Source organism: Sphingomonas sp. CD22 (assembly GCF_034556155.1).
Lineage (GTDB): Bacteria > Pseudomonadota > Alphaproteobacteria > Sphingomonadales > Sphingomonadaceae > Sphingomonas.
The window spans coordinates 15,248-30,806 of sequence record NZ_JAYDYX010000014.1 but is presented as its reverse complement, the minus strand read 5'-3'; the positions used below and the strand labels follow the sequence as shown (position 1 = coordinate 30,806).

15 protein-coding genes are annotated in these 15,559 nt (G+C 64.3%); 3 read left to right on the top strand and 12 right to left on the bottom strand.

From position 1 onward, the window contains the following. Positions 1-2: 2 nt before the first annotated feature. From SFC76_RS18980 to SFC76_RS18960, 5 genes are all read right to left on the bottom strand, one after another. Complete coding sequence (locus tag SFC76_RS18980; protein ID WP_322850980.1) at positions 3-953, bottom strand: xanthine dehydrogenase family protein subunit M; 951 nt, start codon at positions 951-953, stop codon at positions 3-5. Further along, complete coding sequence (gene paoA / locus SFC76_RS18975; protein WP_322850979.1) at positions 950-1,588, bottom strand: aldehyde dehydrogenase iron-sulfur subunit PaoA; 639 nt, start codon at positions 1,586-1,588, stop codon at positions 950-952. The genes SFC76_RS18980 and paoA overlap by 4 nt, the downstream gene beginning before the upstream one ends. A gap of 87 nt (positions 1,589-1,675) precedes the next feature. Continuing rightward, positions 1,676-2,695, bottom strand: a complete 1,020-nt coding sequence (locus tag SFC76_RS18970) for an XdhC family protein (protein WP_322850978.1) — start codon at positions 2,693-2,695, stop codon at positions 1,676-1,678. Between the two features lie 4 nt (positions 2,696-2,699). Then, entirely contained in the window at positions 2,700-3,911 is a 1,212-nt protein-coding gene (locus tag SFC76_RS18965; RefSeq protein ID WP_322850977.1) for an MFS transporter, read from the bottom strand. Positions 3,912-4,110: 199 nt separating this feature from the next. Then, the gene (locus SFC76_RS18960; RefSeq protein WP_322850976.1) at positions 4,111-4,812 is read right to left on the bottom strand and encodes a dihydrofolate reductase family protein; all 702 of its coding nucleotides are present in this window, start codon (positions 4,810-4,812) and stop codon (positions 4,111-4,113) included. Between the two features lie 178 nt (positions 4,813-4,990). On the opposite strand from SFC76_RS18960, the gene SFC76_RS18955 reads away from it, so the two are divergent. Beyond that, complete coding sequence (locus tag SFC76_RS18955; RefSeq protein ID WP_322850975.1) at positions 4,991-5,749, top strand: glucose 1-dehydrogenase; 759 nt, start codon at positions 4,991-4,993, stop codon at positions 5,747-5,749. A gap of 550 nt (positions 5,750-6,299) precedes the next feature. On the opposite strand, the gene SFC76_RS18950 is transcribed toward SFC76_RS18955, so the two are convergent. Next, positions 6,300-7,073, bottom strand: a complete 774-nt coding sequence (locus SFC76_RS18950) for an alpha/beta fold hydrolase (protein ID WP_322850974.1) — start codon at positions 7,071-7,073, stop codon at positions 6,300-6,302. Between the two features lie 317 nt (positions 7,074-7,390). On the opposite strand from SFC76_RS18950, the gene SFC76_RS18945 reads away from it, so the two are divergent. Further along, a complete protein-coding gene (locus SFC76_RS18945; protein WP_322850973.1) occupies positions 7,391-7,561 on the top strand; it encodes a hypothetical protein in 171 nt (56 codons plus the stop codon). Between the two features lie 118 nt (positions 7,562-7,679). On the opposite strand, the gene SFC76_RS18940 is transcribed toward SFC76_RS18945, so the two are convergent. Continuing rightward, entirely contained in the window at positions 7,680-9,110 is a 1,431-nt protein-coding gene (locus SFC76_RS18940; protein ID WP_322850972.1) for a L,D-transpeptidase family protein, read from the bottom strand. 390 nt (positions 9,111-9,500) lie between these two features. Between SFC76_RS18940 and SFC76_RS18935 the strand changes: the two genes are divergently transcribed. Further along, complete coding sequence (locus SFC76_RS18935) at positions 9,501-10,547, top strand: hypothetical protein (RefSeq protein WP_322850971.1); 1,047 nt, start codon at positions 9,501-9,503, stop codon at positions 10,545-10,547. A 249-nt stretch (positions 10,548-10,796) separates the two neighbouring features. Here the strand turns inward: SFC76_RS18935 and SFC76_RS18930 are convergent, their stop codons facing one another. Genes SFC76_RS18930 through SFC76_RS18910 form a run of 5 tightly spaced genes read right to left on the bottom strand, consistent with a single transcriptional unit; the run spans position 10,797 to position 15,503 of the window. Beyond that, positions 10,797-11,429, bottom strand: coding sequence for a class I SAM-dependent methyltransferase (locus tag SFC76_RS18930; RefSeq protein WP_322850970.1), 633 nt, complete (start codon positions 11,427-11,429; stop codon positions 10,797-10,799). Further along, on the bottom strand, positions 11,426-12,091 hold the full coding sequence (locus tag SFC76_RS18925) for a hypothetical protein (protein ID WP_322850969.1): 666 nt from the start codon (positions 12,089-12,091) through the stop codon (positions 11,426-11,428). The genes SFC76_RS18930 and SFC76_RS18925 overlap by 4 nt, the downstream gene beginning before the upstream one ends. A gap of 13 nt (positions 12,092-12,104) precedes the next feature. Continuing rightward, the gene (locus SFC76_RS18920; RefSeq protein WP_322850968.1) at positions 12,105-12,863 is read right to left on the bottom strand and encodes an SDR family NAD(P)-dependent oxidoreductase; all 759 of its coding nucleotides are present in this window, start codon (positions 12,861-12,863) and stop codon (positions 12,105-12,107) included. After that, positions 12,850-14,970 (bottom strand): AMP-binding protein, encoded by a 2,121-nt coding sequence (locus SFC76_RS18915; RefSeq protein WP_322850967.1) that lies wholly within the window; start codon positions 14,968-14,970, stop codon positions 12,850-12,852. The genes SFC76_RS18920 and SFC76_RS18915 overlap by 14 nt, the downstream gene beginning before the upstream one ends. Beyond that, positions 14,967-15,503, bottom strand: a complete 537-nt coding sequence (locus tag SFC76_RS18910) for a thermostable hemolysin (protein ID WP_322850966.1) — start codon at positions 15,501-15,503, stop codon at positions 14,967-14,969. The genes SFC76_RS18915 and SFC76_RS18910 overlap by 4 nt, the downstream gene beginning before the upstream one ends. Between the last annotated feature and the right edge of the window lie 56 nt (positions 15,504-15,559).

Below are 15,559 nucleotides of genomic sequence, written 5' to 3'. Positions count from 1 at the left end.
GATTATGCCTTCGCTTCGGCGAGGACGGATGCGAGCGCGCGCGTGGCGAGCGGCAGCTTGAATGCGTTGTCCTTTGTTGGCGTTGCGCCCTGGAACACGCGCCCCGTCACCGCAGCGGCGCCGCGTGGTAGCAGGGCATCGGCCGCTTCGACGCGCCAGGGGCGGGGGGCGACGCCACCAAAGGCGACGCGTCCGGTGCCGTCGGGTTGGATCACCGCGGCGACGGATACGAGTGCATAGGCGTACGAGGCGCGATCGCGCACCTTCTCGTAGAAATGCTTGCCGCCCAGCGGCTTCGGCAACGTGACCGCGGTGATCAGTTCGCCCTGCTTCAGCACGGTGTCCTTTTCAGGCTTGTCACCCCACAGCCGATGGAAATCGGCGATCGGGATCGAACGGCGCTGACCGGTTGCATCGACGGTCTCGACGACCGCGTCCAGCACACGCATGGCAACGGCCATGTCGCCCGGGAACGTTGCGATGCAGCTGTCGCTGACACCAATGACGCCGAGCTGGCGCGAATAGCCGCCGATCGCGGCACAGCCTGATCCCGGCTTGCGCTTGTTGCACGCCATGTTGGTATCATAAAAATACGGGCAGCGCGTCCGCTGGAGCAGGTTGCCGGCGGTCGAAGCCTTGTTGCGCAACTGGCCCGACGCACCCGCGACGATCGCACGGGTCAGCACGCCATAATCGCGGCGAACGCGCTCGTCGGTCGCCAGATTGGTGTTGGTGACCAGCGCACCGATGCGCAGGCCGCCTTCCCGCGTCGCCTCGATCTTGTCAAAGCCGAGATCCTGGACGTCGACCAGATGCGTCGGCGTCTCCACCTCGATCTTCATCAGGTCGAGCAGGTTGGTGCCGCCCGCGATGAACTTGGCGGCCGAATTCGCGGCGACGGCGCGTGCCGCTGCGCTCGCATCCTTCGCGCGTTCGTAGGTAAAAGCTCTCATGCCCTTGCTCCCGCGACCTCGGCCATCGCTTCAGCGATGTTAGAATAGGCACCGCAGCGGCAGATGTTGCCGCTCATGCGCTCGCGCATTTCGACGTTGGTTGCAGTCGGCTTCGCCGTCAGGTCGCCCTGAACATGGCTGGGGACACCGCGCTTGATCTCGTCGAGCACCGCAACTGCGGAGCAGATCTGACCTGGCGTGCAGTAGCCGCACTGGTAGCCGTCATGCTTCACGAACGCCGCCTGCATTGGATGCAGCTTGTCCGGCGTGCCCAGGCCCTCGATCGTCGTGATCTCGTCGCCCTCGTGCATCACCGCGAGGCTGAGGCACGAATTGATGCGAACGCCGTCGACCATCACGGTGCAGGCACCGCACTGGCCGTGGTCGCAACCCTTCTTGGTGCCGGTGAGGTGCAGATGCTCGCGCAGCGCATCCAGGAGTGTCGTGCGCGGATCCAGCGACAGCTCGCGCCGCTCGCCGTTCACTTTGAAACGAACCGGCATTGCAGGCGTGGGCGGGGAGGGGGCCATGGCCATCGGTGCAGCGGATACAGGAGCGGCGACGAGCGCTGCGGTGGCAGCGCCAGCGGTCAGCACGCCGCGGCGCGATAGCTCCTGTTCGGAGGTCTCTGGCATGGGTAAGTGTCCTTCCTGCCCGGTGCATTCCCGGACTATTGTTCAGCCAGCGGCCGTTGTTCGGCCAGCGGCAACGCCGCGCAGCTGTTATAACGCGCGCGGTCCGCAATCGCGCGCTGACTGACGCTCAATGAAACGGTGCACTCCACTCACTGACCAGCCGACTTGCCGGGTTGCAGCGGCCGCCTCATAGGCTTGCACAACTTGCGCCATGACCGAGAGAGCAAGTGTGCGGGGGTCACGTGACGCTGCAAGAAGACCTACAGGGCCAATGATACGCTCGACGGCTGTTCGCTCTCCACCGGCCGCCAGCAGACGCCGTTGACGCTCCTCATGGGTCTTTCGGCTTCCCATGGCACCCATGAAGAATGGTTCGCCGTCGATCGCCTGAAGAAGCAGCGCCGTCTCCCAATCATGGTCGTGGAACAGCGTCACGACTGCCGTCCAACGATCGATCGTCAGATGCTCGGAGGGGCCGAGAGTGCGTAGAAGGTGCGCTTCAATGCCACGGCTGCTCGCTTCGTCGGCGAGACTACTCTGTGGCGTCAGAATGAGGGTTTGTGCGCCATAGGCCGCCGCGGCGTCGTGGAGCGCCATCGGCTCGGCACCATGCCCGAGGATGGCGACGCGCAGGTCCGGGTCATGCCGGACACGGAACTCACCGCCGAGCCATCCGGCATTATCCATCCGGGCGGGCGGCGTAGCGACGAACGCACCGCCCTCAGTCAGTCGAAGCGTCACGGGCCGGCGCTCTTCCAACATCGCGATGGCCTGCTTCATTTGGTCGATGGCGGGCTGCGGCGTGAACAGAAGGTCGATGCCGCCCCCGCAGGGCAGGCGGATGTCGATGTAGCGCGAACCGGCGCCAAAGCGCACGAGCCGTCCCTGTCGGGCGGCGAGCACATCCAGCGCCTCGGCGATAACCGCTGCCTCGACGCATCCACCTGAAAAGGAGCCGACCGCGGTGCCGTCTTCCGCAACTGCCATATGTTCACCGGATGCCCGGGCGGCGCTGCCGGTGACGTCGGTCAGCGTCACCAGCACGGTGCCTTTGCCGCGAGCGGCTTGATCCGCCAAAAAGCGAAGGATAGGCAACGCCTGCTTCATAGGCTCAGACGATCCCCATCCGTTTGTCGAGCCGCGCGACCGCCAAAGCCGACAGGGTGGCAAGTACGAGGAGCCCAGCACTCGCCAGGAACTCAGCCGCGGGGCCCGCGGCATCGAATACGATGCCGCCCCCTGTCGCTCCAAGCGTGATCGCGAGCTGCACGATAGCGACCATCAGCCCGCCACCAGCTTCCGCGTCACCTGGGACGGTGCGAGCGAGCCAAGTCCACCAAGCGACGGGCGCCGCAGTGCCAACGAAACCCCAGATGCCGAGCAACAGGGCAACTGCAGCAGTCGAGCCACCGAAGAGCGCCAGGGCGACGGCTACAGCAGCCATGATCGCAGGGATAGCGATCAGTGTACGGTTGAGCCCGGTTTCGATGACGCGACCGATCACCAGGGTGCCGACGAACCCGGCAACACCGGTCACCAGCAGCAGCCCAGACAGCACGGAGACGCTGACATGCGTCACCTGCTCGAGGAAGGGGCGAAGATAGGTGAAGAGCGCGAACTGGCCGACAAAGAGCAGTGCGACAGTGATGAGACCGAGAAGGACCGCAGGGCGCTTCAGAAGCGCGAACATGCCGCGGGCGCTACCCTTCGCAGTGACCACAAGGGCGGGTAGGGTGATCGCCTGCCAGACGATCGCGGCTACCGCGACAGGCACGACGCAGAAGAAGGCGCCCCGCCACCCGATCAGCCCCCCCATGAAACTGCCTAACGGCGCCGCGATCACCGTTGCGAGGGCGTTGCCGCCGTTCACGATCGCAAGCGCCTTGGCAACCGACTGCTCCGGGACCAGCCGCATGACCACCGACGTCGACATCGACCAGAAACCGCCGATCGCGACACCGAGCAACGCCCGGCCGCTCATCAGGACAAGGTAGGTGGGCGCAAAAGCTACGATCGCGCCAGAGACGACTAGCAACGCGGTCAATCCGAGAAGGGCCAGACGTCGATCCAGCGTGCCCAGGACAGTGGTGAGCGACAGGCTGGTGACGACCGCGAACACGCCCGAGATGGCGATGGCCTGACCGGCTTGCCCCTCGGTCAGCGCCAGCGTCTGAGCGATCGGGCTCAGCAGACTGACGGGCATGAACTCGGACGCGATCAGCACGAATGTGCATAGCGCCATCGCGTAGACCGCACCCCAGCGTGCGGGTTTGTTGTCGTGGCCGGCTAGACCGGTCGATGCCGTGGCGGCGAGGCTCACCATGATCGTCTTTTCCTGTTGTCTCGGGGGCGCCCGAACCTGGCATGTGAGGGGGAACACAAGCGCAAGGTTCGGGCGCGCGCGGCCCGTGTCGGGGAGGGATGGGCCGCGTACACGGTGGATCTAAGTCGCGGTCGCTGCAGCAACAATCCGGTCAGCAGTCCATGCGTCAGTGAGCGTTGCTCAACACTGCAGCGTCACGTCAGCTTTCCGGGTACTGGACTCGGTAGCGCAGCCACACGATTCCGCCGTCGAGGGTTTCCTGTTCTTCGAGCGTCAGACAGGTGAGGGGAAGGAGGTCTGCGCCAGGCCGCTCGGAACCATCGAAGACTGCTGGCGCACCGGCGTTGCCGTCTACGGCCGGGACGATCATCAGGCTGATCGCATCGATCAGCCCCGCGCGGAGGAACGTGCCATTGATATGCCCGCCGCCCTCAAGAAGAAGGTGGTCGATACCAGGCTGATCGCCGAGCGTCGCGATCGCCTGCTCGAATATCAACTCGTCGACGCCGGCGAAAAGATAGCCGACGCCATCGCCGCGTAGGCCCGCAAGGTGAGCGTCGGATACATGCTCCGTCAGCAGAACGATGATCGGATCGCCGCCTATTTCGGCGCGGCCCCAGGCGATCTTTCCGTGGGCATCCGCGACGACCGCGTACGCGGCCGCATCCCGTTGTGGCAGCCAAGATTCGCGCGGAAAACTCTGGTCCGTTTGCGTGGGATAGGCTTCGCCCTTGGCAAACTCCTGCCCCGTGACGCGCCCGACGATCCATGACCCGCCGCCAAGCCGGTCGTGAATTTGATCATAGGCTTCGTGGGAGTGGGCATCGCGAGGCGACCAGCGTTCGGGCAAGATACGTCCATCAAGGCTGCTCGCCATGTGGCAGGTAATCCGTGGTCGCATTGATGATCCTCGCGTCTGCGCTTGATCAGATAACTCACCACTCGAGCTCTCGCGGCATGATGCATTCGCAACGCTACGTTGAGAACGGGTCATGGAAGCATGGCGAGAGGCAGTCGTTCTTTGCTCATCTCGGCACCGCGATAGGCGGACGCCGGTCCATTCATTCAAAGGACAACTCATGCCGAACGCTGCACGCTTCACCAACAAGGTCGCCTTCGTCACCGGCGCCGCAAGCGGTATCGGCCGTGCTGCTGCGGTCGCTTTCGCGGCGGAAGGCGCGAAGGTCGCGATACTCGATCGCACTGTCGATGCTCTACAGGAGGTCGAAGCTGCCGTGCGTAACGCCGGGAGTGGCGAGGTGCTGACGATCGCGGCCGATATCTCGAAGCCGGAAGACGTTGAGGCCGCCGTCAAGAAGGTTGTCGACGCATTCGGCCGCCTCGACGTCGCCTTCAATAACGCGGGCGTCGAGAACAAGGCCTTCCCGGTCGCTGAAATCCCGCTGGAGGAGTGGGACCGCATTCTAGACATCAACCTGCGCGGCACGTTCGTCTGCATGAAGCACGAGCTGGCGCAGATGGTGGCGCAGGGCAGCGGTGTGGTGGTCAATACGTCCTCGGGCGCCGGCATCAAGGGTGTACCTGGCGGTGCTGCCTACGCGGCGTCCAAGCATGCCATTATCGGTCTCACCAAGTCGGCCGCGCTCGATTACGCCAAGCAAAACATCCGGGTGAATGCGGTCCTACCGGGCAATATTGAGACGCCCATGATGAACCGCTTCACCGAGGGCGACATCCAGAAGGCGATCGATCTTGAGCCGGTTGGCCGCCTCGGCAAGCCCGAGGAGATCGCCGAGGCGGTTCTGTGGATGTCGTCGGACCTGAGCGGTTTCGTCACCGGCTCGGCAATCGTCGTCGACGGAGGTTGGTCGCTCTGACCATGCGATTGCGATAGCTGTCGATTAAGCTCGTGGAGCGATCTGCCCGCGTTTCTGCCGTCATTACTCCTTCCGCCAAAACGCGGCAGCAAAGGCGTCCATGACGGCAGCGAGGGCCGATCCTGCTGGGCCGGGGCGCGCAACACCCACACGGCCCAGGGAGGCGGTGCGTAGGCGTCGGGCACCCGTGTGCGACTGGCAGAGGCGAGCAGCACCGCAGTGCTTCCGAGCCGGTCTGCGCGGTCTTAGCGCCGAGCGCCGCCGCTGCCCGCATGGCGCCCGATCCGTGGAGGACGAGACCGAAGTTGGGTTGAAGACGGCGCGTACCGCTTTGCACGCGGAAGGTCCATGGCATCATCCGCCCCGTCGGCGAGAACTCATCACCACGTTGGGCTACTTAAACAGTTCAAACCGACGGCCGCAAGCGGACAAGCGCTGGACGTGAACAAGCGGCCGAAGTTGGAAAGCCGAGTAGAGGGCGGGAACGTCCGGGTTTGGGTCTTAGCGGCAACACTCCCCTTCCATGCCGCCGTATAAAGCGAAAGCGTACTCACCTGGTCGCCTGTAGGATAAGCGCTGCTGTTTCGCGCGGCATGTCCCACATTGGAAAGTGGCCGCTGTGGTCAAACCAGTGCAGCGTTGCAGCCGGAAACGCCGCTGCCGCGCGGGTCGCCTGCCGGGGCAAGCACAATCGGTCATGCCTGCCCCAACCGATGACAATGCGTTGCGCTGGATCAGCGGCTGGGCCTTTCTGCTCGGGGCCCGTAGCAAGGTCAACGACAAGGCTATCGAACGTTGCCGTGTCCGTGATGCCGGTCAATTCAGTGCACACCAGCGCAGGTGGCAACGCAGAAGGCTTTGCGGAAAGCTGAGCCAATAGCGCCGTGCGCGCCGCGGCACTGCGGCTGATTACCGGCAGACGCGATCGCAGGACGCGCAGCAGCTTCGCAGAGAGGCCGATCGTGGTGCGGAAGTAGGAACGCTCCCAACCACGCCAAAAACCACCCGGATCGAGCGAGACGACGTTGCCGACCTTCCCCCGGCGAGCCAGTTCCAGCACGATCCGGGCACCCATCGAGCTGCCCACGACATCGATGCCGACAAGATCGTTCACGAGGAGGTAGCGCTCGACGCTGCCGACCAACCCCTCGAACGTACCGCTGTCCTGCTCGGCCGCTGTTGCACCGTGGCCGGGGAGATCGATGGCGATCACCGATCGTTCTGCAGCTAGGTCGTCCAGGATCAACTGCCAAGCACGCCAGCTGCTACCCAAGCCATGGATAAGCAGAAGCGGCTTGCCGACGCCGCGAGTGATGTGATGCATGAACCATGACCCCTTCAGGGACCTTCAACGTTCGAACGGCCATAATGGCTCGTGCATGCAGGAACGCTGTCACGCACGCGTCGGCATGCTTGCTTTGCTAAAGGCTGAGCCACGATGCTGCGCTAGCTGGGGCTTCATCCCGACTGTTCCTGAACTAACGTCCGCGCGTGCACTCAGACTGACATGCCGTTCGGTGCCCGAGAGATCATTAGGGCAAGAGGCTGGGACGTGGTAATTAGGCACATCGTCGCTTCCGCCCAGGGCACCGCGACGGCTAAGAGACCGCTAGCGCTCCCGCTTTGATATGGGAGACGGTCATGCCAATTATCCGCAGCAATAATTTGGCGCGCGCACGTAGCGAGCGGCAGATGGCCGATCGATCGGCCAGCAACGTCGAACGCACCATTCATAACAAACTGGCCGATCTCCATTCGGCGGCCGGCCAAGCGCGCCCCACTGAACCGCTGGTCGACAGCGAGGCCGTTTGAACATGGATGCGCTGCTGCAACGCCCGCCCTTCGCACAAATCGCTGCGTGAACTCAGTTCTCGCAGGGTCACCGAGCGTACAAGCTGGGCCGGTAATCGAGCGCTGAAGGATGGCTAGATCATGGTCCCTCGTCGCTGGCACGCGTCTCAACTCGCAAAGCCTTGCCGGCCTTGAAGCCCAGCGCGGCGCCAACGCGGTCGTCCCAGCCATAGGGATCGTTGCGCGCAATCGGCTCGCCCGCGTCGTCGAACAACACCGTCTGATAAAGCATCCTCACCGGGATCTGCTTGGGCAGCTTGACGAACGTCTCCTTACCCATGCCGCGCGCTTGATGCCATTGATCGGTCATGCCTTCGTCGCGCGCCAGTATTTCGGCGAAGCCGAGCGCGTCGTCGACTCGGACGCAACCGTGACTACGCTGCCGCTGGACCATACCAAACAGCTGCTTGGCAGGCGTATCATGCAAGTAGATTGCCTGATCGTTAAGCATGTCGAACTTGACAAGACCGAGCGAGTTCTTCGGTCCCGGCTGCTGTACCAGCCAGCCATCCTTGCGCGCGATATTGTTGGCCTTAAGATAGGCAGCGCCCTTCGCCGCCGTTTCGCCCTCGATCGAGCGCGGGATCGTCCAGGTCGGGTTGGCGACCAGGCGGAAGATCGGCGAGCCAAGTTGCGGCGTCTCGCGGTCGGGTTCGCCTACCACGACCTTGCGGCTGTCGACGATCTTGCCGTCACGCCAATAGGTCAATCGTGCCGCAGCGAGATTAACGTCGATGCGCGTGGCGGGCGGCGTACGCTCAAGCCAGCGTAGCCGCTCCATCGCTATCGCTACCGCGCGCGCGCGATCGATATCAGACATGTTGAGGATCGCAAGTGCCGCGCTACCAATAACGCCATCAGGCTTCATGCCGTAATCGGCCTGCATCTCCTGCACCGCCTTAACCATAGCAGGCGTGTAGCGATCGCCCTGTGCCGCTCCCTGATCCAAATAGTCGAGGATCACTAGCTCACGCGCAATCGTCGCGATGCGCGGATCAGTGGCACCGGGCTTGATCGCCTCGCCGTTGACAGGAATCGCCGGAGTCGGCGAGCCGGGTTGCTGACGTAGTGCAAGATAGGCCTTGGACAGACGCTGGTAGTTCTGGTCGGCAGGCGCGAGGCTGGCAAGCCAACCCTTCACGTTGTTCGCGACCAAAGCGGTAGCCAGCCCCGCGCGCAGATCCGGGTTAGGACGGGGTACGGTGTACACGTCGTACAATTTGGTCGGGTCGGTCGCGCCGTGTGCTAGGGCGGAAGCGTAGGCGAGCGCCTGCTTCGTAATGCCTGCCTCGTCACTCGCGTCACTGGCGAATGACATCTGATCGAGCCCGTGCACCGCCCGCGCATCGATTGCCTGGCGCAACTGCGCGCGGGTATCTTTGGTCCACTGGGCCGGTACGGCGGGTTCGCTCGTATTCGCAGTTGTTGATTGATTGTCGGGCACCACACTGACGCTGCATCCCGCCAGGAGCAACGCGGCTGCCGATAATTTGCCCCACTGTGCGTGCACGCGTGTCCCCTGTCATTACGATACCAGAACGCGCGCGCTCGCCGTCTGCTCCCGCCCAGCACGCGCGGCCTCTTTCAACATCTTCAGGTGTTAGTGCAAAAAGACTAAAATCTTATCCCATCTATGAGCTCGCAAGCTGGGAGGGACGGTTGATCCACCGCGGTCGAGATTAACGAACGGCAGAAAGCGGCGAGCGGGGAGGCAGCCTCGAATGTCGGCTTTTGGGTCGCCGCTGACTAAGGATTAGCGAGAGGGCTCTGCTAGCGTCTAAACCTGCCAGGTTTTCGGTGCCGGTGGCCGTCGGAACTGCCAAGTCGCAGCCGCTTTAAGTCGACACAGTGCACTTGCCCAGCCATCTTGCGTCTACGGGGAAGAGACCTGGGGGGCAGAATGAAGCTGGTACGCGACGCTCGAACGCTCAAGACCAAGGCCATCGAGTCGCTTCGGACTGCAATGACGGCGTTCAATAGCTACGACGACACCGGACGGATCACTACGGTCCTGATGCATACCCAGCACGCCTGCGAGATGCTGCTCAAGGCTGTCCTCGTCCAGGGTAAGGCGAAGGTCTTCGACAAGGACAGCGGCAAATCGATCGGCTTTGAGAAGTGCCTCGGCCTGTGCCAGTCGCACCACGACCTCACGGCCGACGAGGCCGGCATAATGCGGGCGATCGACGCTCAACGGGACGCGGCGCAGCACTGGTTCGTCTTCGTGTCGGAGGACTTGCTTTACATGCAGCTACGGGCGCTGATCACCGCGTTTGACGCCTATTTGAAGCGCAAGCTGGATGTGGCTCTGCAGGAGCACATCCCGCCCCGGGTCTTGCCGATCTCTACCAAGCCGCCGGGCGACTTCGAATTCCTGGTCGACAAGGAATTCAACCTTGTCAACGAGCTGCTGCAGCCCGGCCGTCGCGCGCGCGACGAGGCCCGTGCCCGAATCCGCGCTATGCTTGCGATGGAGGCAATCGTGACCGAAAAAGTCGAAATTTCCGAACGCGACATTGACCGGATCGAGAAAGCGATGCGTGGTGGCGCTGAATTCACCGCGGTCTACCCGCGCCTAGCAACCGTTGGCACCACCACTGAGGGTGAGGGCGTCAACTTGGTTGTTCATTTCACGAAGAAGCAGGGTGCGCCGGTTCACTACGTCGGCGGCGACGATCCGGCAGCAGCGGCAGCCGTTCGCGAAGTCGATCTGCGTAAAAAGTTCCACCTTCAGCGGAACGAGCTTGCCACCAAAGTTGGCCTCAGCCCCCCTAAAGCCAAGGTACTCCGCGACCATCTTGGCATCGATGACGACCCGAGTTGCTGTCACGTCTTTGAATTTGGAGCGCAGAAGATCCCGTGCTTTTCTGATAACGCCAGGCGACGGATTGAAGAGGCGCTACCAAACATCGACATGGCCGAGCTCTGGGCCAACCGGAACGGCTGACTGGCTTGAGCGGGCTGACCTTCGCCAGAAGCCGCCGATGGCTGAGGTGAACGAACGGCGGAAGTTGGGCAGCCAAAACAGGCCGCGAACGGCCGCTTGTGGGTCACCGCTGCAATCGCGATATGCCTTTTGACCGCATGGCAGCAAAGCGGTTGCACCTATAGACGGTATTCGGAACTTATCAGACTTGCAGCAGAGAGCGAAACTCGGTTTGCAAAGCGGTCATGAAGTTGATTTCCACTTACCCAATCATCGCCGAGTCGAACTTGGCATTTTGCTTTCGTGCAGGCGTGAGATCGCGATAAATCCTCGAATATCAGGTGCCGCATCGACTTTATGAATGCAGGTGTCGTGACCAAGTAGGATTGCCATATCCGCAGCATTCCAAAGTCGATGTGTGCCACTTGATCCAAGTCCAATGCTGTCGAGATGACGGGCTAAGGTGCAGTAGACGCCAAGGATGCCATCAGGGCGAAGGACACGACGCAATTCGGCGACCACCGTCTCGGCATCGTCCCAGAAATAGGCAACATTGATGGCGACGATCCGGTCAAAGCTGTCATCCGGATAGGGAAGGCTGGCGAAGCTTCCGAGCGTGACATGCGCGCGGGGATTGGCGTTTGCGGCCCTGGCGATCATTAGGGGCGAATGGTCGATGCCATGTATTTCTCCCAGCGGTGCCGCCTCGATCAGGAGCGCCAGTGCTTCACCGCCGCCGCAGCCGAGATCGAGCACGTGGCTGTCCTGGTCGATGCCGATCTTCGCGATCGTTTGGCTGATCACGCGCCGATTGGCCGTCGCCATGGCTTGCGCGACCAGCAGGCCGAAGATGCCCCGCGGACGGCCCAATTGTCGCCCGAGTGCCTGTGCGAAGATATTCACGCCTGTTTGAGCTTGGCGTTGATCTTCGTAAGGAGCGCACGCATCTCGGCTCGGCGGCCGGCGTCCCATATCGGCCGAGCCGTGTTCACCGGGGCTGCCAAACCACGAAGGACGTATGTCCTTGCCTCCTGAGGATGGCCTTCGTCGTTGAGGAAATCGGCGTAGAAGAAGTTATTATCCAGCCCACGGGGATCCTGCTTCAACGCGGCTTCGAGCAGCTGGCGCGCCTTCGCCGTGCTGCCGAAACCGATGGGGAAGCCCGGGACACGATAATAGAGCACGCCGAGGCTCATCTTGATCCCGCCATCGGCGACGTTCGGATCGATCGCCTGCGCCTTTTCGAGGATCGCACGCGCTTCTTTGGCGAGGCCGAGCTGGCGCAAGACGCTGGCGCGGGCCGCCTCTTCACTGACGACGATGCCCTGCCACAGCAGCGGTTCCGCACGATTGGGGTAGCGGTCCGCCACCTGCGCGGCGCGTTTGGCAAGCGCATCGAGCTGTCGATACTGCTCGTTCCGATCGGCGACCTGATACCGGATATGGGCCCATTGTTCGTTCACCTGCTGGACGGCGACGTCCATCGCAGGCGTGTTGCTTGCGCTGGCCGACGGCGCCCAACTCAGGGACGCGGCAAGGAACAGCGCGACGTGGAAGCGGGGCATGCGTTTCTCCGTTCTATCGGGCGAAAAGGCTGCGTGCGGCGGTGATCTGGCCGGCAAGGCCTCGGTCGACGACGGCGGGCAGCAAAGCGTTGAGCTGGGCGAAGAGCCGTTCCGGCAGTCCGATCGAAATGTCGGACGCCCGCCGTTCGACCGCCGCCACGATGCGATCGGCCACGCCGTCGGGGGCATCGGCGGTCATCTTGGTGAGCGCCATGAAACGTTCGATGGTTGGCGTGTTGAAGCCCGTACGTACGGCGCGCGGTGCGACGTGCGTCACCGCGATGCCGCGCCCGCGAAGCTCCCGCCGCAGGGCTTGGCTCAGACCCTTGAGGCCCGCCTTGGCACTCGAATAGGTCGTGAAATAGGGGAAGGGGATCGCCCCCATGACCGAACCGATGTTGACGATCTGTCCGTCACCACGCGCGATCATCTGCGGCGTCACGGCCGCCGCCAGCGCCGCGGGCGCGACGAGGTTCACCGCATAGCCGAGCGCGATACGCTCGACCCCCTGTTCGTCGATCGGCCCGAAATACTGCAGGCCGGCGACGTTGAGCAGGATGTCGACGTGCCGGTCGGCCAGTCGGTCTGCAAGGGCGGCGAGTGCCGTGCGGTCGGCGAGATCGCTGACGATCGTCTCGTTGCATCGCGTACCGGCGATGCGATCGATGCCGGTGACGTGGACGCCCGCTGCGCGGAGCCGCGCTGCCAGCAACGTTCCCAGCCCGCCCGCCGCACCGGTCAGGACGGCGCGGCGGCCGTCAAGCGGCAACACGCATGCCCTCCAGCTCGATCCCGGCAAACAGTCCGCCGAACAGTCCGAACATCGCATTCGCCATGGCGACGATCGCCGCCTGGTCGTGCGGATCGTCGATCCGGTTCATCAGGGTCTCGAAAAATACCATATGGTCCTGATCCAGCGCGCCGTGCGAGGTCAGATAGCGGAAGGCGGTGTCGGGCAGGGCGAGCGCGGTCTGGACGGCGCCGGCGCCATGGCTCGCCATCGCGATGCTCGTCCCCTCCAGAACATACACCATGCCGAAGAAGGCGGCGGGATTGCCTTCGCGGATCGTGCGATAGGCATGCGCGACCATCGCCGCGGTGGCGGGGGCCGGATCGCTGTCGCGGACGGCCTTGCCGCTGCCGCCGGCAGCATCGATGTCGTCGAGGATCCATTCCTCGTGGCCCGTCTCTTCCTCGATATATTCATCGAGGGCCGCCACGAGCAACGGGCGATGGGCAAGGCGCGCGCGCGCCTCGCGCATCAACGGCACGGTATGGCGAACGTGATGATAGGCCTGCGCCAGATAGGCGACGTAGTCGGCCACCGATATCCGCCCGGTCAATCCGGCGACGAGCTGCGGGGTGACGGAAAAACGCGCCTGCGCCTCGCGTGTTTCCGCCACCAGTCGATCGAAGAAGGGCCGTACGGTTGGCTGGTCGGCCGTCTGTGTCGTCATATCGGGCTCCTGACAGGGATAGGCGCGGTCGATCACGTCGCGGCGCAGGCGACCGTTGCCGGTAAGCTGCCCGGTCGCCGGGGTGAACGGCGGCACGATCTGCCAGCGGCCGACCTGAGCATAAGCGGGCAGCGTCGCATTGGCGGCGGCGACGGCGCCGGCGACATCGGCGTCGGGGGACGTCGGGACGAGGACGGCGTCGAGCTCGGCCCGACCGTCGCCGCGAACCATCGCCTGCAGGATCGCCGGGCGCGCGGTCAGCGCGCCTTCGACCCATTCGGGCGAGATGTTGCGACCATGGCCGGTGACGATGAGGGCGGATTTGCGTCCCTCGATCCACAAGCGCCCGTCCGCGTCGATACGGCCTATGTCGCCGGTCGCGAGTGGCCCGGGCGGGCGAGGGGCATCGATCGTGCCGAGGTACAGCGGTCCGTCGACGAGGATCTCGCCGTCGTCGGCGAGGCGGATGCTATTGGCCCCGATGCTGCGGCCGACGCTGCCGCGGCCGGCGGAATCGCCGCCGTCCAGCGTCACGACCGAGCCGCATTCGGTGAGGCCATAGCCCTGCCGAACCGGCAGCCCGAGCGCCGCGGCCGCGTCGAGCAGCGAGGGGGCGATGCGCGCGCCACCGACCGCGACGAGCGTCAAGTCTGGCAGGCGGATACCGGTTGCGGTCATCGTAGCGATCAGACCCCCGAGCAATTCGGGCACGAGGATCAACGACGTGATGCGATGCCCGATGATCGCCCGCAGCATCATGACGAAGTCGGGGCGGAAGGGATTGGCCATTCCGACTTCGGCCTGGGGCAAGGCGACATACGTGCCGCCGGCCAGGATCGTCGCATACAGGCCGGCGACGTTTTCGAGGAGGATGCCGGGCGGCAACAGGGGAAGATGCCGCCCGGCATGGTGGACACCGAGGTGTTCCACCACTGCGCCCGCCACGTGGGACAGGTGGTCGAGCGACAGACAGAGGCCCTTGGGATCGCCGGTCGATCCCGAGGTGAAGGTGATACGTCCGGTGCCGGTGGGCAGCGTCACGGCCGGGCCGTGCAACCGATCGACCGCGACATCCAATGGCGCCGCGGTGCGCTTCGCCAGCGTCACCGGGCCATAAGCGAGGGCCGATGCCCCGGCACGCGCCAGCGCGGTCATCATCTGCGCGGCAGTAAAGAGCCCCGACAAGGGTATCGTCGGGATGCCCGCCTCGACCGCGGCTAGATCCAGCACGGCCTCGCCCGGGCCGTGATCGAGACGAAGTGCGAGCGGCCGCCCGTCGGTGAATTGCCGCTGCATCGCCGCCGCGATGATCGGCACCCGCGCTGCCAGATCCTTCCAACTGATGCGTCGGTGGCCGTCGATCGCGAGGGCGCGCGGTCGGGAGTCGGCATGGGCGCGGATGGCGGTGAGGAGCGGGGTCATGCCTGCCTCGTCATGGCGCGCGCGAGACGGATGTGGCTCTGCGCGATGTCGCCCGCACAGAGCATAGGATCGCTGTCATAATAGCGGCCCCAGCGATCCGCGGCGGCGCCCATCGCCGCCATCGGTGCGGGCGCGAGGATCAGGATCGGCAGATCGAGCCGCGCGAACATCGATCGCAGCCCGCGTGTGAGCACCGCCACCGCGACATCGGCCTGACCGTCTAGCGCCGCGGCAGCCTCGCGCCACAGGGCGAGGGTGGCGGTGGCGCGGTGGGAGGCGTGGGCGCCGATCTCGACGATCCGGCTGCGTGGCACCGGGCGTCCGAGCCGTTCGCTCAGCAGCCGTTCGATCGGACCATCGACGTAGCGCTCGACAAACAGCGCGTCCGCCCCGGCCGGACGATAGCCCAACACGGCCTGCGGCATATCGGGGGCGCCGACCGTCAGATAGGCCGGAAATTCGACGGCCGGTCTGGCGTCGTGAACCGCGACGTAGCGGGACTGGATCAGGGTTCGGATTGCGGCGTGAGACATAGGGGCCCTCGTGCGATACGCGAAGGACGCCGCGCCCTCGGACCCACCCCAGTCGC